This is a genomic window from uncultured Methanospirillum sp. (assembly GCF_963668415.2).
GTDB lineage: Archaea > Halobacteriota > Methanomicrobia > Methanomicrobiales > Methanospirillaceae > Methanospirillum.
On the sequence record NZ_CAXXDL010000001.1, the window covers coordinates 484947 to 509269 of the forward strand.

The window sequence follows — 24323 nt, forward strand, 5'->3', positions numbered from 1 at the left end:
GCAGACTGCCGGACTGCTCAATAACCCTATGGTGAGGCAGAACAGATTCATACCTACACATGGATGTAGATAGATCCCAGGCTCCTAAAGCAATCCTCTTCGATCTCGACAATACACTCTGTACGTTCGTGGATGCAAAACGGGCCGCCTGCAATGCAGTAATAGATCTTACAGGAACGGGATCAGCAGACGAACTATTCTCATACTTCTTACGGCCAAGATACAACTTCGAGGATCACGCCCATATCACGGATTACTTAACAGACATCGGAGTATATTCAAAGAGACTGGCAGAAGAAGCAGGCGGGATCTACGATACAGTAAAACTCGACACCATCACTCTGTACCCGGGAGTCCTTGAGACACTTGACACCCTCACAGAGGCCGGGGTGGAGATTGCTGTTGTTACCGACGCTTCAAGCACCCAGGCTGAACTCAGAATGCACAGACTCGGGATAGACTCGCAATTCCCGGTACTTATAACCCCTGACCGGTCAGGGCAGAGAAAGCCGAACCATGCCTCATTTCTCATGGCAATGGAACGGCTGGAAACAACACCTTCAGAAACATGGGTTGTGGGTGACTCGCTCAGGCGGGAGATTGCACCGGGTCTTGAGATCGGGCTGACCACCGTGTTTGCGCAGTACGGAGACTGGATAAAGATTGAGATGCCGGAGATACAACCACATCATGTCCTGGACCAGTTCGAGGACCTTATGAGCCTTCCAGGGCTTGACCATTTGTGAACAAGGAAACCTTGAACAAACCCAGCCTGATTCACCCGGGTGACTGAACCCGATACCCGTCACGGGGCACAAGGATCTCAAAACGTGCTCCATGACCGGCTGTCCCGGTCTCCCTGATCCTGATCCCGGTGAGATCCAGGATCTCGGTTGCCATGTATAACCCGTGCCCGTAACTATCCCGGCCGGTCCTGGAGAAGATACGTTCCTTCTCTGTTTCTGCTATGCCGGGTCCGTTATCCTCTATGACCAGGGTAAGCCCTTCGCCAGTTACCTCATACGAGAAACTGACAGTCACCTGCTCACCACCATACACAAGGCTGTTTGAGACGATCTCAAATGCAACCTGCTCAAACATCCGGTCAACATAGATGAAGACTCCGGAAAGTGATCGCTCTGACCTGATCTTTCCTGTAAATTCGTGTCTTGAGAGGACCTTGTACACCACTGCATCTACGTCCATAAAATCAGGAGGATGAAGCCCGATTCCCTGGTAATCTCGGGTGAGATCTACCAGATACTTGATCCTGGCAGCGATATTCTGCTCTTTGGATATCAGCAGTTCTGCCTCCTCTCCCTCCACGAGTTCAGCAAGAATATCAAGGTATCCGATCAGGCCGGTCAGCTGGTTCATGATGTCATGCCTCATGATCCCGTTGAGCAGGTTGAGCTTGGCATTCGCACCCCTGGCTGCCTGTTCTGCCCGGACAATGGTGTCCATCTCACGGGTGGATGCCATCATCACGCTGAACGTGTTGTCTGATCTGAACGTCGAGGTAAAGACCGATTCGACCCAGCGGTACTCATCAAGGTGGTTTTTTAACCGGTACCGGATCCGGCAGACCCCGGGACCTGATATCAGCGGTTCACAACAGGACTTCACCCGTAAAAGATCCTCGGGATGGACGTAATGTAGAAGAGAGGTCCCACTCAGTTCACTCGGCCTCAACCCAAAGAGAGAATATGACGACGGGGTCGAAGAGCTGAAGATGAACTCCTGATCGTGCCGGGAAATAACATCAGGAGTGTCACCGTGCCCGATGTGGATCGACTCCGAACCCCCGGAAAGTGAGACCTTATCGCCCCAGGTCACCGAAACAGTACCATCAGAGAGGCGGGCGATCATGACCCTGATATCCTGCCCTTCCCGTCCGCACGGGACATATCCTGATAGGATCTCTCCCTGACCGGTCGCCTCGTCGATGAGATCCCTGATCACGCTGACAGCAGGCAACGGAAGCAGAAGATCCAGTGTTGGCGGAGGGATCAGGTCTGAACCCTGATCCCGAATCGATTCCGGCAGACCCGGAATGATCGCCACGACCTGTAGTGTTCCGGCCTCATCAGGAAGTACCTGAAAGATGGTGCCTGCAGGCGGGAGATCACAAGACAGCGTAGCTGACTTGTCAGGTGTCTGAGTGTCCATGCATGATCACCGATCTGTCAGGGATGTGAACTTTTTGCCTGTTCCGGTCATAATCATGATATACCATACACCTTGTTAATAAAATTCCTGAGCTGCATACCAGTATTCACCGTTATAACTCAGGCCAACTCCAATCTTACTGGCAAGGGGATCGAGGATGTTTTCACGATGCCCTTTGCTCTTCATCCAGCCGGTCATGACACCTTTTGCAATAGACTCGGAGTCGGTGGGGTTCACATACCCATAGCCCGCAACATTGCCGGTACCGACGTATGCAATATTCTCTGCAACCCCTATCCTCGCTCCTCCTTCGATCTCTTTCACCGTATTGTAACCAGCTGCTTTGGCACGGTCAGACTGGTCATGCCCGTCAGGATCGGTGTGACTGAAGAACTTCTGGGCTACCATCCGATCCGTGTAGGTAACTGCGAGTTTTGCAAGGTCATCATCCCAGATGAGTGGCGTGACGTTATTTGAAGATCTGTCATTATTGGTCATCGAAAAGATGAGTCGTGCCACCTCATTGCGTAAGGTTTCATTAGAGGGAAGGGTACGTGCCTGAACCCTGACGGGAGCGGTCAGGATAGCGGTGTTGTCAAGGAGATGCTTCTCATCGCCCTCATGATCCTCAACATAGGCAAAGAGCCGGTAACTACCGGGAGGAACGGCTACAGGCATCGTGTCCAGTGAGGAGAGTTCGACAGATGCTCCGGGTGCGAGCGGATCACCGGTAGTCACCTGGATATAGGTGTCATTCTTTGAGAGGTGATCATCTGTCGAGATGTAAAACCCGACCGAGATAAGGCCTGATGTCGCATTGCCGTGATTTTCAACCGTTACATTGATCGGGTAGGGATACCCGGGATTTGCTGTCAGAGGAGCAGATATTTCAGATACCGTGAGATCTGACCAGGGTGAGATCACCGCAGTGGTGCAGACCGGAATGAGGATGAATAAAATGAAGAGACTACAGAACAGGCAGGAAACTCGCATATGTAATCAGTACTCTTGCCACCAGGTGTTTAGATGGTTTCTGATCGAAAAAGGGTTATTTCTTCGAAGGCTTCTTCGGCTCTTCAGGTTCGAGATCCATGAATTCGATATCGCCAAAGTCCTCGTCGCCACCAGATAGATCGTTGTCCATCATGTCAGGTTCAAGCGAGAGGCTTTCATCGAGATCAGGGAGCCCGGCCTCAGAGAGACCGCCATCAGATCCCCCGGACTCTTCTGCCGGGGCCGATGAGGGCTCTTCATCCATGACCAGGAGATCATCACCGGAGAGATCCATCATCGAATCATCGCCCATGATATCAGACTCTCCTATATCGGAGTCAAGGTCACCGTCAAACCCGGGGAGGCCTCCATCTGAAAGTGACTCTGCAGGAGCCTCTGCCGGCTCTGATGGCGCTGCCATCGCCGCACCCCCGTCATCTCCAAGGAGACCGGAGTTGTCGTCCCCAAAGTCCGGCGGCATCTCGTCGCCTCCGCCAAACTCATCTCCGCCTTCAAAGTCGTCAAATCCTCCCAGGTCATCATCAAGACCCGGGAGTTCACCAGCGTCGCCTTCTGATTCAACAGAGCCGAAGTCGTCAGGGAGCGGAAGATCTCCCATCTCTCCGCTGTCTGAACCAGAGACTTCAGGGGCAGAGGCTGCAGCAGATACTGCCATGCCAGCAGCTGCAGCCCCGGCCGCTGCGGCGGTAACAACTGTCCCGGAGGCCGGGCGTGCAGGCCGGAGTGGTTCAGGAGCGGGAAGCCCGTCTTCACGCCTTCGCTCGGTAACATATGCAGTGATCCGTTCACGTACCGGGAGCCCGGATCTCGGGGATTTGAACGGGACCGGAGTTGCCCCGGGTTTAGTGCCACCCTTTGCCTTCTTCCCCTCTTCCTTTCTCGTCTTTATAAACGGGAGGATAAAGGTGAAAAGCACAAATGTAACCGCCCCGGCCCAGACAGCAAAATATATAGAGACCAGGACTCCCTTCAGATCAAGTTTGAATCCTGAGGTCACGAGATTGAACAGGAGAAGGATCGCAAGAGTTATGCCGAACACGATCGCGATAATGCTATTTCTCTCCAGCTTCATACGACCCCAGGTTTATAATTTAGACCGACTAAATCCAGTATCCTTCTCGTCTCACTGAGTTGATTCCGGAAACAGACGTCCGTTGATAGTAGGTTGTACAATTCCGGCATTTATGTTCTCTGATCGGAGCTTCAGACCCGGGATGTATAAACACCTGATAATTCAGGGCACTAATAAATGACACCGTCAATCAGAGATCCCTGATCACCATCATTCTGGCATCGGTCATCTCCTCAATTGCATACCTGGGACCTTCCCGTCCGCATCCCGAGCGTTTCACCCCGCCGTATGGCATCATGTCAACTCTGAAGGTTGGGATATCCCCGATGATGACGGTGCCGACCGCAAGGCGGGAGAACGCATACCTGGCCCTGGAAAGATCCCGGGTAAATACTCCGGCCTGAAGCCCGTATACCGAGTCATTGACCGCATCAACTGCCTCTTCAAAGCGGTCATACGGAGTGACCGTGATGATCGGTGCAAAGACCTCCCTGCAGTTCACCTCCATTCCTCCAGATGTGCCGGTCAGGATAGCAGGCTGCAGGAGGGACCCGGTCAGGGTGCCACCCCTGACTAGGGTTGCTCCTGCTGTGCAGGCGTCGTTGATTCGTTTCAACGCGTGCTGAGCCGCTTCCTCTGAAATCATCGGCCCCACATCGGTCTTCGGATCTGCGGGATCGCCAATAACCAGAGCGTCAGCCAGTTCGCAAAGCCTGGCTAGCAGGGGCTCATACACCGGCCGGTGCACAAATACCCTCTGAACCGAGATGCAGACCTGACCGGCCTGGGAGAATCCACCTTCAATGATCCGGAAAGCAGCACGGGAGAGGTCAGAGTCCTCATGCACAATGACTGCACCGTTTCCCCCGAGTTCGAGTGTCACCTTCCCACATGAGGCACGGGATCGCAGACGCCAGCCGACGTCAGGCGAACCGGTAAATGATACACACCCGATACGCGGGTCTGCTGCGAGAACTTCGGCATCATCCGGCCTGCATACCAGAACACTGACCGCAGATGGAGGATACCCTGCCTCAAGTAGCAGCCGACCGAGCAGAAGTGACGAGAACGGGGTTGCAGAGGCAGGCTTTAGAATGATAGCATTGCCTGATGCAACTGCCGGGCCAAGCTTGTGACAGGCAAGGTTCAGCGGGAAATTAAACGGCGTTATCCCAAGAACAACCCCGACAGGAAAACGCTGGACAATTCCTACACAACCTTCACCCGGCACTGTCCGGTCCAGGGGGATCACCTCACCGCCGATCCGCACAGACTCCTCTGCCGATATCAGGATCGTCTCAATCGCCCTGGCAGTCTCACCTTCAGCGTTCCTGCGTGGCTTTCCTCCTTCAGCGATGAGGAGGCTGACAAATTCCTCGCGATGAGTTGTCATCAGTTCGGCAAGACGGCGGAGGATCGCAGCGCGCCGGTGGGCAGGAAGCAGGGCAGTCTCTGCTGCACCTGCCGTTGCTGTCTGCAGCGAATCTTCTATATCTGCACCGCTGCATCGGCATACCTGACCTATTGAATTTCCTGAAAAAGGATTTCTGATCACGTACCGGTCATCAGTCTTCCGCTCACGCCCGCCCACGATGCATGGCCACTCATCCATGCAATGAGTGGGAGAGAGGAACTCTTATCTTCACCGTTCTGGATACATCATATCGCGGGCCATAATAAGAGGATGGACCTGAATCAGACAGCAACCAGATGCAGGACTGCTCCTGCTCCAAGCCCCAGGAGAAGGGTATAACAGGCGATGAGCATGGCAGTCTTCCATCCCATCTCCCTCGAAAGAACTGCGATGGTCGAGATACACGGGACAAAGAGGGTGCTGACAAGGGCGAAGATATAGAGCTGAAGCGAGGTCAGCACCGATGGAAGATCTGCTGTGCCTGCGAGAACGATGAGGGTCTCAAAAGCCATCTCTTTGCGAAGAATGCCAAAGAGCAGGGCAGTTGAAGCAAATCCGGGAAGACCGAGCACATTCTCCATGAACGGGGCGACCGCATTCTGAAAGAGGGTTGTGATCCCATAATACCCGGCAAGCCCGAGGATGACACTGCTGACCATCAGAAGAGGCATCGCAATAACAAGAAACTCCCTGATGTGCAGCCAGGATCGTGTGATCACCTGATGCAGCCGGGGAGTGCGAAGCGGGGGGAGCTCAAGGACCATGCCGAGCGGGTTTCCAGGTGTTATTCGTGAGAGGAGGACACCGGTTATGACAATCAGCACAAAGACGATGAGATAGAGGGAGAGGGCAGCTGCAATGCCGATGAAGGCTGCAACGATTCCTGCAATAATAACAGTCCTGGCAGAGCAGGGAACCATGGTGATCAGCACTGCTGCTATTGTCCTCTCCCGCCTGGTGCCGAGCTGGCGGATTCCCATGATGGCAGGCACATTGCACCCGAGACCGAGGACCATTGGAATGATAGCCTGACCGTGCAGCCCAAACCGGTGCATCACGCGGTCGGAGAGGAACGCGATCCTGGTCATGTATCCCGAGTCTTCAACCAGTGAGATCAACAGGTAGAACGTGAAGACATACGGGAAGGCGACACCGAGTCCGGCCTGGATCGCAATCGCGAGTGACAGCAGTACTTCAGATACCAGAGGATCGAAGCCTGCTGTCCTGATCGGGCTTACCATCAGGAACTCAAAGATATCGACGATGATCTCTTCCATGTACGACCCGATCACAAAGACGATCGTCAGCATCGAGGCGAGAAAGACGAGCATGATCGGGATGCCGGGAAATACTCTTGTCAGGTACTGATCAGGGTCAGAGAAGAGTCCGGGGGTGTTTGTGGTCACTACCGCTGTAGCGATCCGGGAGGCTGCATGATGGCGGTTCGCTGCTATCAACTGGTGAACAGACATCCGGTGCTCATCGATGATCTCAGGAACTATCGTGGCTGCTGCATCCATCAGCACCGGATCGCTGCCGATCCCCTGAAGGGCGAGGATGGCTTCTGCACGGCCGGTACTGGCAAGACGCTGCAGGCTCCGGACTGCTGCCTCGATATGAAGATCATACTGGACCGGATATGTCCCGGTCTTTGCATGCTTCGTTGCAAGCGGAATGATCTGATCGATGTTCCGTCCGAGTGATGCTGCAGTCGGGATGACCGGAACACCGATCAGGGATGAGAGTTTTTCGATATCGATTGTGATCCCTGCTTTCGCTGCCTCATCCACGATATTGAGGATCACAATGACCGGCAGGTTGAACTCAAGCAGCTGGAGAAGTAGGTACAGATTGCGTTCTAGGTGGGTCGCATCAAGAATGACTGCATACACGTCGAAGGCATGGGTAACCACGGTATCCCTGACGAGTTCTTCTTCCGAGTTTGCCCCGTCAAGTGAGTAGATACCAGGAAGATCTACCACCTCGATCTGCCTTCGTTCATGACAGACCGTGCCGGTGCAGAGATCAACGGTAGTACCAGGATAATTGCTGATCTCTACGCCTACACCGGTAAGTTGGGAGAAGATGAGCGATTTGCCAACGTTCGGATTCCCAATAAGCCCGATCTTCATCTGCAGGCACCGACAAGAATCAGCCGTGCAATATCAGCGCTGATGGCAATATTGCAGCCTTTCACCTGGATAAGTACCGTCTTTGCCATACGGCGGAGAATGATCACCTCTTCACCAGGGATAAGTCCGAGATCTGCAAGCCGTTCGGCCCGTCTGCCCTCTTTTACCGCCTCGATGCAGACCCGTTCACCTTCATGGCACTCGGCAAGGATGTGACAGACTGACCCCTGTGAGTTCAGGGAGGATGGGTCTGAACCGATGAAGCTATTGAGACGGCTGATCGTCTCTTCTGATGCATGATGTTCAAGGGTGCATGCCTGTTTGTGGGCAGTGCTACGATCCATGCCAAGCATCTCTTCAAAGAACGTCTCAAGCACCTTGTGCTTCTTCATCACTGCCTGTGCAGCTGCAGCACCGGAGGTGGTCAGATGGACAAGGCCGCCTGCATCAATAACGAGTTCTCCGGATGCTGCGATCTCACCCAGAGCATCCTGAACTTCAGGGAGATCCCGCTCCACAAGTCCGGCTATCTCTGCAGCGTCAGGGCTTCTACCATTGCGTGACTCCAGACGGGAGACTGCAAGAAGAAGATCTTCACGCTCTGCCGGATCCATGCATCATGGTTATCATTGCCGGGTTTTAATCAGATCGAACAAGGCATGTTTTCAGGGGATGACTGATCCGGACTATATAGAAAGACGAGGATGTACAGATATGATGAGCGGGATACATACAGGGACCACCTCTCCGTCAGGCCCCGGTGTCAGGCTGACCCGGATCATCGCCACAATCGGGCCTGCCTCTTCTGATATCGGTACAATCGGAGATATGATCCGCGCCGGGATGGATATTGCACGGCTCAACCTCTCCCATGGAACCCTGGAAGAGCACGAGGAGATTATTTCCATGATCAGGCTTGCAGCCAGAGAACTTGGCAGGCAGGTCGCGGTGATGATCGACGTGCCAGGGCCGAAACTCAGGGTGCGATCCCTTCCGGTAGATGACGGATCATTCCTACCTCATGAGAAGGTGATCCTCTCTGCTGATCCTCACGAGGGCGAGATCGGGATCGGACCAGCCTCATACATCCCGACTGTCTGCGAAGGAGATGCGATCCTTCTTGCTGACGGAGCAGTTCTTCTCAGGGTCACCTGCGTTGGGAAGACCATAGAGGCTGAAGTGGTGTCAGGTGGTTCGATCCGGACCGGTGCAGGCGTGGTCATCCCGGGTCGCAGACCAGATATCCCGTATGCCAACGAAGAACTTATCCGGAACCTCGACTTTGCTGCCAACCTGAATCCCGACTTCATTGCACTCTCTTTTGTTGGATCGGCAGCAGATATTGCATCTGTTCGATCGTTTCTTTTAGAAAAACAGGTCGAGATCCCACTGGTTGCGAAGATCGAGACAAAGTATGCAGTTGATCTCTTTGACGAGATCCTGAATGCAGCAGACGGGATCATGGTTGCCCGGGGAGACCTGGGTGTCGAACTCCCGATAGCCTGTGTGCCCTACGTTCAGAAAGAGATCATCAGATCCTGCAACAAGGCAGGAAAACCGGTAATTACCGCGACAGAGATGCTTGAATCGATGGTTGAGCATGGAAGGCCGACGAGGGCTGAGGTGACCGATGTTGCAAACGCTATCGCAGACGGTACCGATGCAACCATGCTCTCTGCTGAGACCTCGATCGGGAAGGGCCCCGCCCGGGCTGTAGAGATGATGGCAGAGATCGCATGTGAGACCGAGCGGCACCTCCCATATCGTCAGATCCTTGACGAGAGAAGACTGTGGCATGAGACAGGGCCGTCAGGGATCATCAGTTACAGTGCCTGTTACCTTGCAAACGAACTTGAGAGCAGGGCTATTGTGGCATTCACAAGATCAGGGATCACTGCAGAACGGGTATCGCGATGCAGACCGGGAACCCCGATCCTTGCTATCACGCCTGATGAGCAGATCGCACGACGGCTGCTGATTCGGTGGGGGGTGATCCCATGTATTCACACGCCGATCCATACCGCTGACGAACTCTTCTATATCGCTCTTGACCTGGCAAAGGAGAAGGAACTGATCAGATCAGGAGACAGGCTCATCATTATCGCAGGTAATTTTGCCGGAGTGCAGGGCAGAACCAACATGATCAAGGTTCAGAACGTGCCATAATCCCGGCCAGAGTCCGGGTCTTTAATCAAAGAGCGGGTCCTTGAACCGCCCTGAAAGACCGGATGATGCGGATCGTTCCCTTTTTTCGTCTGACCGCGGAACTGGTTTCACACCGGATAATGCAGCAGGAATGAGGGCAAAGGCACACAGCCCTTTGTCTGATGACCAGACAGCGCAGGCATCCCTGATGCAGGGCTGTTTGTCAAACGGACAGAGTTTTTCAGAAGTCATCTGTATCTGATCTGTCCTGCACCCTGATATCAGTCATAGAGAGGCGCACCTACTGGCACCCGGTCATGTTGCTGGCCTTCAGCATGAAGGGTCGTTCTTCTGCCCGGTCCTGATCAGTGATGAGCAGAAGAGGATGAGAAGACTCAGCAGGAGGGCAGCCCCATGCAGGTGCGTGAATGTAAACGAGGCTGGTTCGGTCCATACCGATCCATTCCTGACAGAGGAGATCGTTGCCTCTGCCAGAACCACTCCGGTGAAGACGGGCCCTATCATTGCCCCGATGGTCTGGACACTCTGGACAAGCCCGGTCGCTTCGGCTGTGCGGGAAGGTGGAAAGAATCCGATGTACGCGATGATGCATGCCGTTGTGGTGACCGACATTCCTGCAGAAAAAAGCATCCAGACAACGGCCAGAACTGGCAGCGAAGGGATACCTGCCAGAAGGAGCCCTGATGCAGAGAGCAAGAGGATCGATCCAAGCAGGCATGCCGGGCGGACACCACGGGAGAGGACGAGTCTTCCGGTGAGCGGGCCTGAGATCATATCTGACAGGGTGCCAGGCATCAGAACAATTCCGACAAAAGCCGCACTCAACCCAAGGCCGGTTGATGACTGTATCAGAAACGGCATCTCCTGAAGAAGCATCATAAACAGGAATAATGTCAGCGTTCCGATTCCAAGCAGGATGAGGGCAGGGCGCTGCGCTGCCATTCTGATGTCAACCAGGGGTTTTTTGAGCCTGAGTTCTATGGACAGGAATACAACAGCAAAGCCCAGTGCCAGGACTGCGCAGATCACACGGAGGAGAGATTCACTCTCCCCGTCTGGAAGAGAGAGGGATATGAGACCGAGGAACAGCGAAGAGAGAAGGGTGAGAAAACCGCCCCAGTCTAGGCCGTGACCCTCGTCAGACTGCTTGTGATGCGAACCGGGAATGAACCTGACCGTGAGGAGGATCAGCAGAATTGTCGCAGGAATGAGGGCAAGGTAGGTCATCCGCCATGAGAAGAGCTCGGTCATAAACGAGCCGAAGATGACACCGAGAAACATACCTGCACCGTACATCGCACTCAGGATACCGATTCCGACATCTGACTCACGTTCGGGAAGGTTGTCACGTACAAGGGCATACGCCAGCGGGAAACAGGCGATCCCGATCCCCTGCAACGCACGTGAGAAGAGAAGCACGACGATCTGATCTGCAATGAGCCCGAGAAGGAGGCCGGTAAGATAGATCGCCAGAGAGAGGATGAGGAGTCTGCGTCTGCCAAACCGGTCTCCGGCAGTCCCGATGAACGGGGCTCCTGCTGCGCCGACGAGCAGAACCATAGGAAGAACCCACGAACTGAAGACACCGGGTGCAGCGAGTTCATGGGCTATCTGGGGAAGGGCGGCAGTGAGCATTGCCTCGCCTGACATCACCACCAGAACGATCAACGCCAGAACCGGGACGAGAAAGACCCTTCTCCGGTAAGGAAGCATGGTCAGACCCTCATGTAAGCCGGGTACTTCCGGCAATCCGGGATCAATTCCATAAGGCTTTACCTTTCTTGTCCCCATCTCTCTGTATAGTGATTGCTCCCGGAAGGTAAGCCTTCTGAATGATATTATGAACCGTCAGAACAGGAAGATCACCGCGATGGCTTTCCGGTGCCGGGCAGATGCGGCACTCGGATTTGAGCATGTCGATGAGGGATCAAAACGGGTTACCGGATACGCACCGACCGATCTCGTCGAGACCGGGCTTGTCAGTCTGCCTGACCTGATTCAGCAGGTCTGCAGGGAAGAGGTAAGAAGCCAGATCCAGGATGGGATCAACAGACAGGGATCGTTTGCAGTCTCATGCATCCTGCTCACCAAGGATCAGGCTATTGTTGAAGGGATCGTGATCGGCAAGGGCATTTTTACCTCGCCTCTGACGCTTACCGGAATTGAAGGATATATTATCAGACTGCAGGATTAGACCACTGGAAGGTTGGGGCAAGAGTCTGTCGATGAACAGCGAAGACCTGGTGCATACCAACAAGAATCCTACTACCCCGATTCCTGAAAACCCAACCAGGAAGCTTCACAGATTAAGGGAAACCAGAGCACGGATCATTGTTCCTGGTCTATGATCTGAATATCAGCACCATGTTCTTTCCCTGCTGTCCAATCCGAAGATTAATGAGATGGCGGGGAAACCATGTTACTACTATGGTGGCATTAACCCCAGAAATGACAGAGGCATTCTCAGCACTGAAGGTCTTTCCCCTTGCAACCGCCTCAAAGGATGGCGTTCCGAACGTTGCTCCGATGGGTTCTGTCTTTCTCATCGATCCCCAGACGATCTGGATCGGCGACAACTTCATGCACAAGAGTCTGAAAAATGTCCTTGAAAACCCGAAGGCTGCTCTTTATCTCTACGGAGCAGGTGCAAAAGGGTGCTACCAGATAAAAGCCGACGTGACAGTGAAGACATCAGGACCGGAACATGCCCGTATGACCGAGATGATCCATGAGAAGAAGCCAGGTCTTCCGGCAAAATCCCTGCTCATACTCAGGATCACCAGCGTCTTTGAGTGTATGCCAGGTACTGATGCAGGAAAACAACTGCTCTGATCTGGTTCGGGGCCAGCAGATTGCTTTCATCAGGCAAATATCAAATGGCCTGAAGAGTGAATTCTATGAGAGAACCGTCTATGCTTGAGTTACAGGATCTGCATGTCGCGATAGGGGACCGTGAGATTATTCACGGGGTAAATCTGCATATCGAGTTAGGGGAAACCCATGTGCTCATGGGACCGAACGGTTCTGGGAAATCCACCCTCCTGATGACGATCATGGGCTTTGATGCCTATAAGGTCACCAGCGGAAAGATCATCTTCAACGGCGTTGATGTAACCGACAAGCCGGTTCATGAACGGGCAAGGCTCGGTATGGGGATCATGTTCCAGCGCCCGCCGACGATCTCAGGCCTGAAGCTTGGTAAGATGCTGAACGTCATCAATCCGGATAAAGATCGGGATATTCAGCCTGCCATCACCCGGATGAACATGACCGATTTTCTAGAGCGTGATATTAACCAGGGGTTCTCAGGAGGGGAGATCAAGCGGAGCGAGATCCTGCAGATGATGGTGCAGGACCCCTCGTTCATCATGCTTGATGAACCGGAGAGCGGGGTGGATCTGGAGAATATTCATCTCATGGGAGAAGCCATCGCTCACCTTCTCCAGAAACACCAGCGGTTTGCAAACCGGAAGAACAGCGGGCTTGTCATCACCCATACCGGGTACATCCTGGACTACCTGGAGGTAGACAAAGGGCATGTGATGATAAACGGTGAGTTCAAATGCCACGGTAACCCCCGCGAGATCCTGAAACTGATCAAGGATAAAGGATACAACGAGTGCCTCCGCTGTGACAAGATCGTATAACTTTTTTTTCGGGTTATGATGAGCCCGGGCCACTTCAATACAGCACCAGTTCTGCAGGATCTCAGCACCGGTGCACGACTTCTTATCGGCATGGCCATCGGTGATGCCTTCGGTGCAGGGTTTGAAAACAGGAGCAGATATGAGATACGTCTCCCTGATGAGATCTTCATATACAAGGGCTCTAGCCGGTACACTGATGACACCCAGATGGCAATAGGGGTTGCAGATCTTCTCGTGTCAGCAGAACCCTTCACAGAAGAAAAATTGGCAGAGAGCCTGCTTCTGGCCTATAAACGTGACCCTCGTCCCGGGTACTCACCGGTCACAACCAGAATGCTGCAGGATTCTAAAACTGGTTCCGAATTCCTGTTGAGTCTCACCCGGGAGGAGATCAGGGAGCGGAAGAGTGATGGAGCTGCCATGCGGGCACTGCCAATCGGGTTGATCCCAGACCGTGAAGAAGTGATCAGGTGTGCCATGCTCAGTTCCCGGATCACACACGGCCATCCTGATGCCATCGCTGCAACAGTTGGGATAGCACTCATCTGTCACGAACGGTACTACTCGGGGAAATCGTTTCTTGAGATCCTCAAGGACCTTCCTGATCAGATATCTGCCCTCACCCCGGAAGGAGAAGAGTATCTTCGCAGAGTCATAGGTTCCGGGTGGAGCCCGGAGACAATACTGCGTGAACATGCTTCATACGGGGTACCATATACAGAGTCGCTCATTTTGCTTGGTGCCGTGGTTGCCATCCTTGCCAGGTATGGAGAAGAGCCTTGTCAGGTACTCCGTGAGTCGGTCCTGCTCGGAGGCGATACCGACACAACCGCTGCAATCGCCCTTGGAGCGGCATTGATCTCTTTCACTCCGGGCTCCCGGGGTGAAGATCTGCCTGCAGAGTTGATTACAGGGCTTGAGAACGGAATGTATGGGAGAGACTACCTGATTGAACTCGGGAACCTGCTTAGCAGAAGGTTCCCGGTCAGAGCACCCTGAAGATCAGAAGAAATATGATGATCAGGGCAAGCATCAGCACTCCGCCCGCAATGAGTCCCTTCTGATCAGCAAGAATGCCCAGGCCCGCCTTTCGTGTGGATCCCTTCTGTTTTGACGGTTTTGCGCTCCGCCACTCCTCTATCTTCGGGCAGGCATGGTTGAAGGGTAGCCGGTGGGCTGGGCAGAAGGTCCCATGGCAATAGGTGCAGGTAAATGCAGAACCTCCCGAGACACTGGTTCCGCAGAACTCACATTCAACCATCTGATCCATAATGAGGGTTTCACTCAGATAAAGATTATCAGAACTCGGGCACGATCGACTCGGGGATGATCCCCCGGCTCATGGCCTGGCGATGAAGCAGGTACCTGCCTGCTACCACCTCGTCGCTCCGGTTTGCATAGCAGTACCGGCACTGGTGCAGGCAGGTTGAGTACTCACCCACATCCTTGGAGACGATGCAGGTGCAATGAGCCCGCTGTCCGGTGTCCTTGCGTGCATCCCGGTTGAGCCAGGTTATGAACTCAGTATCCTCTCCTGCGATCCTGCAAAAAAGCCGGTCATCAACACAGCGACCAGGAACAATCCCGAACCCGCTGAGGTCTAGGGCCTGGCAGCAGGCCATGACCAGAACTCCGTACTTTTCTGCACAACGCTGAAGCACCTGTGCAATCTGCAACTTCTCTTCTGGCAAAAATTCCCTGACCCCTGTCAGCCCGTACTGCTTCATATTCCTCGTTACCCCGCGGTACCCGGCGATGTCCACATAGCTGAAGACCATCCGCTCACAGTACGGACCGAGCTCTGTGAAGAGATGCTCTATACGATCTGAAAGGGATTGAAGCGGGAGCGTGTCAGAGAGGAGCAGGGGGTCAAACCGCCAGACAACCCGTTCCTTTCCGAGCCGTCTGCTCAGTTCCTGAAAATCCCGGATCCGTTTTTCGAGGAGAGGGACCCGGAGTTCATACCCGAGATTCTCATAATCATTCAGGGTTACCTGGGCATACCAGTGAATGCCAAAGGTATCGATCTCATCTGCCCTGGAAAGAAGGGCACCAGGGTCCTTTGTCCAGAAGACGGCAGCACGGGTCTTGTCAAAGAGGACCTTCTGCCTCCTGTTCTGCCGGTACGGATTCTTCCAGATGACATATCCTTCACGGAACCGGTGCAGAAACCAGCCCATATAAAATGCAGGAATGTCTGTAGCCCTGCTCACCGAGATGATGACCGGATGGATCTCGGTGACAACCACACCGGGTGAAGATCCGGCAGGCATTCCTGCAAGCGTTACCTGGCGATCACCCACTGTTCTCCACCCCAACCGGAGGTCTATCGCTCATACCGCATCGGAGTGTACCGGTTCATCCGTGCAAACCCGAACCTGCGGTAGAAATACTCGGTTTCAGGTCCGGCTACGGTGCCTATCCAGCCGATCCCTTTCTCTTTACAGATCGAGAGGAGACACCTGACGATGGCAGAACCGATACCATGCCCCTCCCATGCAGGGAGAACCACAATATCCTGCAGGTATGCATCGGAGACGCCGTCAGAGATGAGCCGTCCCATCCCGATCCAGGTCCCATCAGGTGCTACAGCTGCAACAAATGCAAAACCCTTCTCAACGACTGCAGAGAGGTATGCCTCATCCCAGGATTCATCCCACCAGTCACCGGCACGGTAGAGTTCACGCATATCGTCGGGCCGGGCTGTGATGGCTTGTGAAACTGTGACGACACCGCTGGGAGTGGATATTTCAAGAACAGATGTTGTTGTCATGGGTTCGATATGGAAGAGATTGTGATATGAGATGGATCAGGATCTCATCAGACAGGGGTGATGACCAGAAGGTACCCCTGGATCCGCCCCTCTTCGCCTGCAATGAACCCGGTCTCGATGGAGACTTTTCGAATTGTACCCTTCTGACTCCTTATAGCAACATTACAGGGAAGAATGGAACCCTCGGTTACCGGGGGGGTATCAGCCGTGGCCGTATCCGAACAGATCCAGGCTGTGATCCTGGTACCGCAGAGATCAGCCTGATCTGTCTCTAAGAGATCACATGCATTCTGGTTTGCCCGGATAACGATTCCACGAGGACTGATAACGAGGGCACTGACACCAGAGAGGTGGACAAGATCAGACTGAACTTCACGTACGATCTTTTCAGGCCGAATCCGCTGCCTGATCTCATGCTTGTGCAGGGCAAGTTCGATAGAGGAGTAGAGTTCCCTGTCCTTAAACGGCTTGATCAGGTATCCTGAAGGGCTGACTGCGATAGCCCGTTCAAGTGTTACCTCATCTGAGTGGGCAGTAAGGAAGATGACCGGCAGGTCAAAGCGGTCACTGACCTGGCAGGCAGCCTCTATCCCGTCCATATCCCCTTTCAACCTGATATCCATCAGGATGAGATCGGGATCAGTCTCTTCAACAAGCCTGAGCGCTTCAATGCCGGTGATGGCCTGGCCAGCCACCTCGTAACCGAGACGCTTGAGCGTTGCGGCTATCTCAAGAGAGATGACCATCTCATCCTCAACGATAAGAATCTTCTTGCCTTTTGTCATGATGTCTCTTCCCCGGGCATGGTAGGATATGGGATCGTGAGTGTGCATACCGTACCATGATCACTCTTCCAGGCCACGGTGCCATCCAGCTGCAGGGCCAGACCACGGATCAGTTCAGTCCCGAGGGTGGCTGAACTCCCGGCTGTGAACCATTCAGGGAGGCCACGGCCGGTGTCTGCAACAGTGATGATCAGTGAGTCGCTCTCGCGATGTAGTACAACCCGTACCTCACCGGTCTGGTCAGGATCAAAGGCATACTTCATGCTGTTTGTGATCAGTTCATTCAGGATCAGCCCAAGCGGGATACCGGTCCCGATATCCATGAGAACCGGGTGATCAGACTGTAGAACGAAGGTTATGCGATCCTCTCCGCTGTCAAACTCATTCATCACCCGGTCTGCAAGATCGCTGATGTATTCATCAAGTCGTATAGAGGTCAGTTCATCGGTCTGGTACAGTTTCTCATGGATCACTGCCATCGAGTAGATTCGACTCCGGCAGTCCCTGATTATCGCATGCACCTTTGGATCTTCAACCTTAAAATCCTGGAGTTTGAGCAGACTGATGATGATCTGCATGTTGTTCTTGACCCGGTGATGGATCTCACGTAAAAGGGTCTCTTTCTCATGAAGTGAAACGAGCATATTGCGTTTGAGAAGCTCTTCTCCTGCACGGATCTTTGCCTCAGCCTCGATACGCTCGGTGATATCACGGGCTACTGAGAGGAGTACGGCCCGGTCTTCCATCAGTATCCGGTGTGTCACAAGGTCCACAGGGATCGGACTCCCGTTACTTTTTAAAAGGCAGGTCTGGACCGTTGCACGACCGGACGTCGCTGCTTCCTCACAATGGGAGAGGACTTTAGCTAGTTCGTGTTCACGTGGGGCGAGGGAGGTGAGTGTCAGGGAGAGGATCTCATCGCGACTGATATCCAGCGTCTCACAGACAGAGTTGTTGATCTCGATGATCTCTGATCCCTCAGCAGGAATACGGTGAAGGATCACGAGGTCGCTGATGTTGCTGAAGAGACTTCGAAACCGTTTCTCACTCTCTGCCAGGGCCTTTCTGGCTCGATGCTGATCAGAGACATCCATCACGTTTCCAATAAGGCAGTCAGGATTTTCACCAGGGAGGGTGGTCAGGTAGACCTCAAGGCAGATCGTCCTGCCGTCTTTTTTTACTCCTGCTATCTCAAAGTGTTTGAATGGGATCTTCTTCTCTTTGATATCTTTAATAACGCTGCATATCTCGTCACGGCTCTTTGGATGAATTACCGAGAGGGGCGTCTGAAACCTGCGGAGTTCTTCCCGTGAGTACCCGAACATATCGCAGAACCTGGAGTTTGCATACAGGAACCTGGAGTTATCCTCAATGAACACCCCGACCAGTGACTCTTCTACCGGGTTCCTGAAGATCTCCTCGATGTACATTCTGTACCGTGCCGAGCCGATGACCCGGGCAGCCATCCGGAGTGCACTTACCTCTTCTGGACTGAAAACCCGGCTGTTTCGTCGGTCAGTAATCCCCAGAACCCCCCACCAGTCGGTGTCAAGGAAAACCGGGATCAGAAGAATTGTACCTGAAACGCCATGGGAAGATTCCTCTGCCAGAGGTATGAAAACATCCTGTATCTCCTGGTTTGCTGCAAGACGTTCTGCACGCTTTGATTCCTGCCACCAGGCATGAATCTGGTCAAACCTGCCGGACCCGCCGGGGCCCGGTATCCGTTCCCAGATAACCGGATCTATTACGGATTCGGATGAATCATCTCTTTTTCCAGCGACGAAGACTGAAGCAGCGTCAGTAGCCCTGCCAAGATGCCCGAGGACCTCCTCGATATCCTCCTGCCAGCCGCTTCCCCGGAGCAGCCGCTCAGCTGCATGACTTATGGCTGCAAGTATGCCATCCTTTTTCCTTGCCGCCTCTTCTGCCTCGTGCCTGCCTGAGAGGATCCTGATCTTGTGAGAGAGATCGAGAACCTGCACCTCGAAGTCATCTGCCTTGTTCTGGTAAAAATCGGCACCGGCATTCAGGGCAGCAATGGCGGTATCCTTGCTGTCATTGCCGGTGAGCATGATGAACGGGAGACGGGGATGAATATTCCGCAGCTGCCTGAGCAGATCGATCCCGTTCATTTCAGGCATGTCATAATCGGATATCACGGCCATGACCTGATGTGTCTTCAGGTAGGAGAGGGCCTCTTCGCCGTTGTCGCAGGTATGCACTGAGAACTCGCCAGACTCCTCAAGATATATCTGGAAAAGGGTACAGAGCTCTTTATTATCGTCGATAAAGAGTACCGGGATCATCCTGTTCTCCTGATGCCTGCCTGATCTGATGAATTTTCCGCTGTGTGAGGAAGAATTATTGGATCATATAGACGTCGAGGTGTAACTTCATAACTACTCTGATCAGGAGAAACCGCGAAGCGAAAAAAGATAGATTGGTTACTATGATTGTTGTCTGATCAGAGATCGATCCCGTATTTTTCAGCATTTGCATCAGCGATAGCCTGGATCTTAGCGATCTCGACATCGTTGCGTTGAGGCTTGAAGAGGTGTGCAAACCGCTTCTGGGATTTCAGATATTCTTCAACCGGTTTTCTCTTAACCTTCTTGGCCTTCTCTACCTTTCCGTTCACCATCTCGTAGTTGACCCAGAGTCCGCACTCGATCGCCATCTTGGCGAGCTCGACGGTCTTTGCACCGTCAAAACCCCAGCCAGTGCAGCATGGGGTGTGGATCTGGATGTAGCAGGGCCCTTCGGTCTGGACTGCCCGGTCTACCTTCTTGATGACATCGTTCGGGTATGCAATCGAACAGGTTGCAACGTATGGTGACCCATGGGCTGCAAGGATCTGGGGAAGATCCTTCTTTGGACGGTTGTTTCCGGTCGAACGCTTTCCTGCCGGAGAGGTCGTGGTTGATGCATCGTACGGGGTTGCACCGGAACGCTGAATTCCGGTGTTCATGTATGCCTCGTTATCGTAGCAGATGTACGTGATATTGTGTCCACGCTCAAATGCACCGCTGATGCACTGGATACCGATATCAAAGGTTGCACCGTCACCACAGATACATAGGACATTCTCTTTGCGTCCCTGTTTCTTGAGTGCTGACTCGACTCCAGATGCTACTGCTGCAGCATTCTCAAAGAGCGAGTGGATCCAGGGAACCTTCCAGGCAGTCTGCGGGTACGGTGTGGAGAATACTTCCATACACCCGGTTGATGCACAGACGATGGACTCCGGGCCTGATCCTTTCAGGATCAGCCGGGCAGCAAATGCCGGTCCACACCCACCACAGGCGCGATGTCCGCAGTCAACAAGTTCACAGGTCTTGTCTGCCATTTAGATCAGCTCCTCACGAAGGCCCAGGAAGCAATCCCCTCTTCCTGCTTCAATCTCTCCGACCATCTTTTTAATATCCGCTATGGTAATATCTCTGCCACCAAGTCCGGCAACATAACTGAGCACAGGTACCGACGAGTCGTTGATGGCATCCTTGACCTCGTATCCCACTGCTCCTTTCATCCGGGAACCGATCGAGATGTTCTTCTCAAAGACCCCGACCTTTTTGACACCCTTAAGAGCCTTCCTGACATCTTCTGCAGGGAACGGTCTGAGCGCAATGAGTCTGAGCAGCCCGACCTTCTTGCCATCGGCACGCATCTCGTCGATCGCATCCTTGATGGTTCCGCTGACAGACCCAAGGGCTACAATGGCCACTTCAGCATCCTCTAGTTTGTATGACTCAACCAGGTTGCTGTAGTCACGTCCGAACTTCTGGCCAAACTCTTTGCCAACCTTTCTGATGACATCAGCAGACCTTACCATGGCCTGATCGATCTCGTACCTGAACTCCATGTAGTATTCAGGTGTTGCATACATGCCCATGCTGAGTGGATTCTTTACATCGAGCATATTGTATGGCTTGTATGGAGGCAGGAACTCATCAACTTCAGCCTGGGTTGGCATATCCACCGGCTCATACGTGTGAGAGAGGATGAACCCGTCAAAGCAGATGAAGACCGGGAGGAGAACCTGGTGATCCTCTGCAACCTTGTACGCGATATAGTGGAAGTCGTGGACCTCCTGTGCATCCTCGGCGTAGAGCTGGATCCAGCCACAGTCACGAAGACAGATCGAATCCTGCTGATCGTTCCAGATAGAGAGCGGTGCTCCGACTGCACGGTTTGCGATAGACATGACGATCGGCTGACGCATTCCGGCCACGTTGAAGCAGACTTCAGCCATGAGGAGCAGACCCTGTGAAGAGGTCGCTGAATATACCCGTGACCCGGCTGCTGATGCACCAAGGCATGCAGACAGGGCGGAAAATTCACTCTCAACACAGATGTATTCGCTGTCCAGTTCTCCGTCGGCAACCATCTCGGCAAGCCGCTCCACTATATGGGTTTGAGGAGTGATAGGATATGCAGAGACCACGTCAGGTCTGCATAACTTTGCGGCCTCGGCGGCTGCGTGTGATCCTTCAAGAATCCCCTTCATCTACTTCTCCTCCTTGGTCATCGTAATCGCACTTGCAGGACATTCTGCTGCACAAAGACCGCAGCCCTTGCAGAAGTCATAGTCTGGATCGAACTTCTTGTCATGAGGATAAACACAGCCTTCAGGACAGACCAGCTGGCACATGCCACATCCGGTACACTTCTCGTGATCATAGACCGGTTTGAAGACACGCCATGAACCGGTCTTGTTCTCCTGGGCCTGCCCGGGTGCTGCTGCACACCCGATACGAAGAGCCATCAGGCACCTCCCTTAATAAGATCAAAGGCTGCACGCGCAGCATTCACATTCTTATCAGCCAGAGAGCCGGAGAAACGCTCCCGTACTGCCTCTTCGAGTGCGTCAAGTGTGATCTCACCACTTGCTGCAGCAAAAGCGCCCATCAGGGTAGTATTGGTGATCGGAACACCAAGGATCTCAAGTGCCATCTTGGTTGCGTCGAGCTGGATCACCTTTACACCGGCAGGAACCGGTGAGTCAAGTCCCTTTTCAGTGTTGATCAGGATGATACCACCTTCTTTCATCCCGGAGAAGACGTTGACATCCTTGATGAGTGTACTGTCCTGTACAATGACATAATCAGGTTCGTAGATCTGGCTTCTGAGCCTGATCTTATTATCTGAGAACCTGACAAATGCCTGGACCGGAGCTCCGCGTCTCTCGACCCCGAAAGCCGGGAATGCCTGGGAGTAGACACCACTTTTGAAGGCCGCTACCGCGATCAGTTCGGCAGCCGTGACCGAGCCCTGACCACCTCTTCCGTGTATTCGTAGTTCTCTCAAGAGAAATCCCGAGTATATTTTACACGATTAATCATATAAAACCCAAACCCTGAGGGAAGATTGCCCATTATATGAGGGGAAACTAGGAAAGGCCCCATAAATTGCGCCACAACTTAGAAGGAGCAGGGTCTGCCAGATTTCTCAGGCCCGGAGCGTATAGAAGAGCCAGATATAATTCAGAATACAGAAGGCGGGGATGAACCATTTCGATACCCGGTGCACCAGTTCGGCCCGCTCTTTCTGACCGCTGTCCGTGAAATGGATCCTGAGAATGCCTGATATCAGCACCATCATCAGGGTTGCATATGTAATGACCATAAAGATATCAAGAAAAACTCCGTACGAGAGGTTCGGGATCTCGCTGACCACACGCCAGTGAATCAGCACAGCTGCCAGGAACATTGAGGAGTTCAGGCTGAGGCGTGAGGTCACCTTCATAAGAAGAGAGAAAAGAGAGATACAGACGATCAGGAAGATGGGGAGAAAGAACTTGAGTACATTAGACAAGGCCTCCCTCTTCATTGTATAACAGAAGGTTGCACGTGAGTATGCCTTTCCATCACCAGGAAAAATCTGGCTGTCAATCGAGGAACTTACATTCACAAATGACCATCCATCTATCTTTTCAGACGGATCCATACCGGTCTTGATGGTATCAATGGCAAGGACTGCCTCATTTTCGTAGAGATCCTTGGGCTCTAACTCTATTCGTATCGTCTCTGAATCAAACGGGTAATTCTGAAGGGTGAGATCTGTGCTCACCGTTGCATGTACACGGTAATATTTGTCATATGTAGTATTGTGAACCTGATCTACTGAAGTGATATCACCGTTCATCAGTTCGATATCGTTGATGGTGATCGGGAAGCCTGACTTCAGATGGAGATAAAAATCCACTTCGCTGGTTCCTTCCTGGACATCAAATTTCTTGAAATCTACTACATACACACCCACGGTGATCACCGCAGGATCTCCTGACATGGATAATGCGGGATCAGGTGATACAGCAGATGAGTGAGGACAGAGTACCAGGAGGAATAGAAGCAGAGAGAAGACCCACATGGTCTTGTTCAATGTACCTGACCGGTAGGAATCCGACATGAACGGTTTCTCCAGAAGTCTGTTATCAGAAATGGTACCAGTCCTGAATGTCAATAAGTGATCCTGAAAGATAAAGTGGTTGCGAAATCAGCAGGGAACCATTTTGGGATGCTGATCTTACGGCAAAAACTATTCAAATGGATTATACAGAGAAAGACCTTCGATCCCTCGGAAATCTTTTACATTTCTGGTCACTAATGTTGCCTTATGATATTATGCAGTTGCAGCAATAACAGCATCAGGAAGCCTGATTGAAGTGTTTTGGCGAAGGGTTATTGCAATATCTGCAATTTGATCAGAGAGAGAAATAATTTCTGCTTCATGAATCAGTTCACGGGCGACTGCAAGCCCGTCCGGGGTGTTTCCTCTCCATCCAAGTAACTCTATTTTGGATATTATTGATATAGAAAACCCACTCGAGTAGATCTCATTCATCCTAGAGTAGGCACCTGCAGGAATATCACCTGCAAGAATGTGTATCAGAATATTGGTGTCAACAAGATATGAGACCATCTTCGATCCCATTCTTCTCTTATTTCCTGCGCTATTTTATCAGGATTGGGCATGTAATCTCGATAAACACCGTAATACCGGGAGAGATCATGAATTCTCTTTCCTGCTACTGCCTCCGCTACTCTCTCCCATATTTCAATAGGAACAATCACAGCGGTCTTGTGACCTGCATCGTCGTACACGTATTGAAGATCTTCAGTCATATCAGATTACAACCAATAGATCTA

26 protein-coding genes are annotated in these 24323 nt (G+C 52.7%); 6 read left to right on the forward strand and 20 right to left on the reverse strand.

The window, feature by feature from the left end; genetic code table 11:
* Window positions 1–59: 59 nt before the first annotated feature.
* Window positions 60–746 (forward strand): HAD family hydrolase, encoded by a 687-nt coding sequence (locus ACHZA2_RS02285; protein ID WP_319578368.1) that lies wholly within the window; start codon window positions 60–62, stop codon window positions 744–746.
* Between the two features lie 31 nt (window positions 747–777).
* Here ACHZA2_RS02285 and ACHZA2_RS02290 read toward each other — a convergent pair whose 3' ends face one another.
* The 6 genes from ACHZA2_RS02290 to ACHZA2_RS02315 form a co-directional block, all read right to left on the reverse strand.
* The gene (locus ACHZA2_RS02290) at window positions 778–2169 is read right to left on the reverse strand and encodes an ATP-binding protein (protein ID WP_319578369.1); all 1392 of its coding nucleotides are present in this window, start codon (window positions 2167–2169) and stop codon (window positions 778–780) included.
* Between the two features lie 75 nt (window positions 2170–2244).
* Complete coding sequence (locus tag ACHZA2_RS02295) at window positions 2245–3162, reverse strand: CAP domain-containing protein (protein WP_319578370.1); 918 nt, start codon at window positions 3160–3162, stop codon at window positions 2245–2247.
* 55 nt (window positions 3163–3217) lie between these two features.
* The gene (locus ACHZA2_RS02300; RefSeq protein WP_319578371.1) at window positions 3218–4255 is read right to left on the reverse strand and encodes a hypothetical protein; all 1038 of its coding nucleotides are present in this window, start codon (window positions 4253–4255) and stop codon (window positions 3218–3220) included.
* Window positions 4256–4445: 190 nt separating this feature from the next.
* A complete protein-coding gene (locus ACHZA2_RS02305; protein ID WP_319578372.1) occupies window positions 4446–5867 on the reverse strand; it encodes an aldehyde dehydrogenase family protein in 1422 nt (473 codons plus the stop codon).
* An 83-nt stretch (window positions 5868–5950) separates the two neighbouring features.
* Window positions 5951–7801, reverse strand: coding sequence for a ferrous iron transport protein B (gene feoB / locus ACHZA2_RS02310; protein WP_319578373.1), 1851 nt, complete (start codon window positions 7799–7801; stop codon window positions 5951–5953).
* On the reverse strand, window positions 7798–8415 hold the full coding sequence (locus ACHZA2_RS02315) for a metal-dependent transcriptional regulator (protein WP_319578374.1): 618 nt from the start codon (window positions 8413–8415) through the stop codon (window positions 7798–7800). Before ACHZA2_RS02315 ends, feoB begins: the two co-directional genes overlap by 4 nt.
* Before the next feature lie 100 nt (window positions 8416–8515).
* Between ACHZA2_RS02315 and pyk the strand changes: the two genes are divergently transcribed.
* Entirely contained in the window at window positions 8516–9967 is a 1452-nt protein-coding gene (pyk, locus tag ACHZA2_RS02320; RefSeq protein ID WP_319578375.1) for a pyruvate kinase, read from the forward strand.
* A gap of 21 nt (window positions 9968–9988) precedes the next feature.
* Here the strand turns inward: pyk and ACHZA2_RS02325 are convergent, their stop codons facing one another.
* Together ACHZA2_RS02325 and ACHZA2_RS02330 are read right to left on the reverse strand one after the other, a co-directional pair.
* Window positions 9989–10198: a hypothetical protein gene (locus tag ACHZA2_RS02325; RefSeq protein WP_319578376.1), complete on the reverse strand. Its 210-nt coding sequence runs from the start codon at window positions 10196–10198 to the stop codon at window positions 9989–9991.
* A 78-nt stretch (window positions 10199–10276) separates the two neighbouring features.
* Window positions 10277–11758: an MFS transporter gene (locus ACHZA2_RS02330; RefSeq protein ID WP_319578377.1), complete on the reverse strand. Its 1482-nt coding sequence runs from the start codon at window positions 11756–11758 to the stop codon at window positions 10277–10279.
* Window positions 11759–11807: 49 nt separating this feature from the next.
* Here ACHZA2_RS02330 and ACHZA2_RS02335 point away from each other — a divergent pair, with 49 nt between their 5' ends.
* The 4 genes from ACHZA2_RS02335 (at window position 11808) to ACHZA2_RS02350 (ending at window position 14613) form a co-directional block, all read left to right on the forward strand.
* Window positions 11808–12161, forward strand: coding sequence for a hypothetical protein (locus ACHZA2_RS02335; RefSeq protein ID WP_319578378.1), 354 nt, complete (start codon window positions 11808–11810; stop codon window positions 12159–12161).
* 233 nt (window positions 12162–12394) lie between these two features.
* Window positions 12395–12799 carry a pyridoxamine 5'-phosphate oxidase family protein gene (locus ACHZA2_RS02340; protein WP_319540397.1) on the forward strand — a complete coding sequence of 135 codons (405 nt, stop codon included), beginning with the start codon at window positions 12395–12397 and terminating at the stop codon, window positions 12797–12799.
* 80 nt (window positions 12800–12879) lie between these two features.
* Complete coding sequence (locus ACHZA2_RS02345; RefSeq protein ID WP_319540946.1) at window positions 12880–13614, forward strand: ABC transporter ATP-binding protein; 735 nt, start codon at window positions 12880–12882, stop codon at window positions 13612–13614.
* Window positions 13615–13629: 15 nt separating this feature from the next.
* On the forward strand, window positions 13630–14613 hold the full coding sequence (locus tag ACHZA2_RS02350) for an ADP-ribosylglycohydrolase family protein (protein WP_319578379.1): 984 nt from the start codon (window positions 13630–13632) through the stop codon (window positions 14611–14613).
* On the opposite strand, the gene ACHZA2_RS02355 is transcribed toward ACHZA2_RS02350, so the two are convergent.
* From ACHZA2_RS02355 to ACHZA2_RS02410, 12 genes are all read right to left on the reverse strand, one after another.
* Complete coding sequence (locus tag ACHZA2_RS02355; RefSeq protein ID WP_319578380.1) at window positions 14600–14884, reverse strand: AN1-type zinc finger domain-containing protein; 285 nt, start codon at window positions 14882–14884, stop codon at window positions 14600–14602. The two genes, ACHZA2_RS02350 and ACHZA2_RS02355, sit on opposite strands and share 14 nt — an antisense overlap.
* 28 nt (window positions 14885–14912) lie before the next feature.
* Window positions 14913–15917, reverse strand: coding sequence for a DUF1848 domain-containing protein (locus ACHZA2_RS02360; protein WP_319578381.1), 1005 nt, complete (start codon window positions 15915–15917; stop codon window positions 14913–14915).
* Window positions 15918–15940: 23 nt separating this feature from the next.
* Entirely contained in the window at window positions 15941–16387 is a 447-nt protein-coding gene (locus ACHZA2_RS02365) for a GNAT family N-acetyltransferase (RefSeq protein WP_319578382.1), read from the reverse strand.
* 47 nt (window positions 16388–16434) lie between these two features.
* Entirely contained in the window at window positions 16435–17172 is a 738-nt protein-coding gene (locus ACHZA2_RS02370) for a response regulator (RefSeq protein ID WP_319578383.1), read from the reverse strand.
* On the reverse strand, window positions 17169–19481 hold the full coding sequence (locus ACHZA2_RS02375; protein ID WP_319578384.1) for a PAS domain S-box protein: 2313 nt from the start codon (window positions 19479–19481) through the stop codon (window positions 17169–17171). The genes ACHZA2_RS02370 and ACHZA2_RS02375 overlap by 4 nt, the downstream gene beginning before the upstream one ends.
* Window positions 19482–19639: 158 nt before the next feature.
* Complete coding sequence (locus ACHZA2_RS02380; protein ID WP_319540390.1) at window positions 19640–20521, reverse strand: thiamine pyrophosphate-dependent enzyme; 882 nt, start codon at window positions 20519–20521, stop codon at window positions 19640–19642.
* Window positions 20522–21682, reverse strand: a complete 1161-nt coding sequence (gene porA, locus ACHZA2_RS02385) for a pyruvate ferredoxin oxidoreductase (protein WP_319540389.1) — start codon at window positions 21680–21682, stop codon at window positions 20522–20524.
* Window positions 21683–21940, reverse strand: coding sequence for a 4Fe-4S binding protein (locus ACHZA2_RS02390; RefSeq protein ID WP_319540388.1), 258 nt, complete (start codon window positions 21938–21940; stop codon window positions 21683–21685).
* The gene (locus ACHZA2_RS02395; RefSeq protein WP_319540387.1) at window positions 21940–22482 is read right to left on the reverse strand and encodes a pyruvate ferredoxin oxidoreductase subunit gamma; all 543 of its coding nucleotides are present in this window, start codon (window positions 22480–22482) and stop codon (window positions 21940–21942) included. Before ACHZA2_RS02395 ends, ACHZA2_RS02390 begins: the two co-directional genes overlap by 1 nt.
* A 141-nt stretch (window positions 22483–22623) precedes the next feature.
* Complete coding sequence (locus ACHZA2_RS02400) at window positions 22624–23583, reverse strand: hypothetical protein (RefSeq protein WP_319578385.1); 960 nt, start codon at window positions 23581–23583, stop codon at window positions 22624–22626.
* A gap of 213 nt (window positions 23584–23796) precedes the next feature.
* Window positions 23797–24108, reverse strand: coding sequence for a PIN domain-containing protein (locus tag ACHZA2_RS02405; protein WP_319578386.1), 312 nt, complete (start codon window positions 24106–24108; stop codon window positions 23797–23799).
* Window positions 24063–24299 carry a hypothetical protein gene (locus ACHZA2_RS02410; RefSeq protein WP_319578387.1) on the reverse strand — a complete coding sequence of 79 codons (237 nt, stop codon included), beginning with the start codon at window positions 24297–24299 and terminating at the stop codon, window positions 24063–24065. Before ACHZA2_RS02410 ends, ACHZA2_RS02405 begins: the two co-directional genes overlap by 46 nt.
* Between the last annotated feature and the right edge of the window lie 24 nt (window positions 24300–24323).

Bases quoted from the DNA above. Each gene is read 5' to 3' on its own strand.
- ACHZA2_RS02405 (WP_319578386.1), bottom strand. From the start codon at position 24,108: ATGGGATCGAAGATGGTCTCATATCTTGTTGACACCAATATTCTGATA.
- ACHZA2_RS02350 (WP_319578379.1), top strand. From the start codon at position 13,630: ATGATGAGCCCGGGCCACTTCAATACAGCACCAGTTCTGCAGGATCTC.
- ACHZA2_RS02370 (WP_319578383.1), bottom strand. From the start codon at position 17,172: ATGACAAAAGGCAAGAAGATTCTTATCGTTGAGGATGAGATGGTCATC.
- ACHZA2_RS02380 (WP_319540390.1), bottom strand. From the start codon at position 20,521: ATGGCAGACAAGACCTGTGAACTTGTTGACTGCGGACATCGCGCCTGT.
- ACHZA2_RS02345 (WP_319540946.1), top strand. From the start codon at position 12,880: ATGCTTGAGTTACAGGATCTGCATGTCGCGATAGGGGACCGTGAGATT.
- ACHZA2_RS02295 (WP_319578370.1), bottom strand. From the start codon at position 3,162: ATGCGAGTTTCCTGCCTGTTCTGTAGTCTCTTCATTTTATTCATCCTC.
- ACHZA2_RS02375 (WP_319578384.1), bottom strand. From the start codon at position 19,481: ATGATCCCGGTACTCTTTATCGACGATAATAAAGAGCTCTGTACCCTT.
- ACHZA2_RS02410 (WP_319578387.1), bottom strand. From the start codon at position 24,299: ATGACTGAAGATCTTCAATACGTGTACGACGATGCAGGTCACAAGACC.
- feoB (WP_319578373.1), bottom strand. From the start codon at position 7,801: ATGAAGATCGGGCTTATTGGGAATCCGAACGTTGGCAAATCGCTCATC.
- ACHZA2_RS02365 (WP_319578382.1), bottom strand. From the start codon at position 16,387: ATGACAACAACATCTGTTCTTGAAATATCCACTCCCAGCGGTGTCGTC.
- ACHZA2_RS02335 (WP_319578378.1), top strand. From the start codon at position 11,808: ATGAACCGTCAGAACAGGAAGATCACCGCGATGGCTTTCCGGTGCCGG.
- ACHZA2_RS02390 (WP_319540388.1), bottom strand. From the start codon at position 21,940: ATGGCTCTTCGTATCGGGTGTGCAGCAGCACCCGGGCAGGCCCAGGAG.
- pyk (WP_319578375.1), top strand. From the start codon at position 8,516: ATGATGAGCGGGATACATACAGGGACCACCTCTCCGTCAGGCCCCGGT.
- ACHZA2_RS02355 (WP_319578380.1), bottom strand. From the start codon at position 14,884: ATGGATCAGATGGTTGAATGTGAGTTCTGCGGAACCAGTGTCTCGGGA.
- ACHZA2_RS02290 (WP_319578369.1), bottom strand. From the start codon at position 2,169: ATGGACACTCAGACACCTGACAAGTCAGCTACGCTGTCTTGTGATCTC.
- ACHZA2_RS02400 (WP_319578385.1), bottom strand. From the start codon at position 23,583: ATGTCGGATTCCTACCGGTCAGGTACATTGAACAAGACCATGTGGGTC.
- ACHZA2_RS02330 (WP_319578377.1), bottom strand. From the start codon at position 11,758: ATGGGGACAAGAAAGGTAAAGCCTTATGGAATTGATCCCGGATTGCCG.
- ACHZA2_RS02340 (WP_319540397.1), top strand. From the start codon at position 12,395: ATGGTGGCATTAACCCCAGAAATGACAGAGGCATTCTCAGCACTGAAG.
- ACHZA2_RS02325 (WP_319578376.1), bottom strand. From the start codon at position 10,198: ATGACTTCTGAAAAACTCTGTCCGTTTGACAAACAGCCCTGCATCAGG.
- ACHZA2_RS02300 (WP_319578371.1), bottom strand. From the start codon at position 4,255: ATGAAGCTGGAGAGAAATAGCATTATCGCGATCGTGTTCGGCATAACT.
- ACHZA2_RS02305 (WP_319578372.1), bottom strand. From the start codon at position 5,867: ATGGATGAGTGGCCATGCATCGTGGGCGGGCGTGAGCGGAAGACTGAT.
- ACHZA2_RS02285 (WP_319578368.1), top strand. From the start codon at position 60: ATGGATGTAGATAGATCCCAGGCTCCTAAAGCAATCCTCTTCGATCTC.
- ACHZA2_RS02315 (WP_319578374.1), bottom strand. From the start codon at position 8,415: ATGGATCCGGCAGAGCGTGAAGATCTTCTTCTTGCAGTCTCCCGTCTG.
- porA (WP_319540389.1), bottom strand. From the start codon at position 21,682: ATGAAGGGGATTCTTGAAGGATCACACGCAGCCGCCGAGGCCGCAAAG.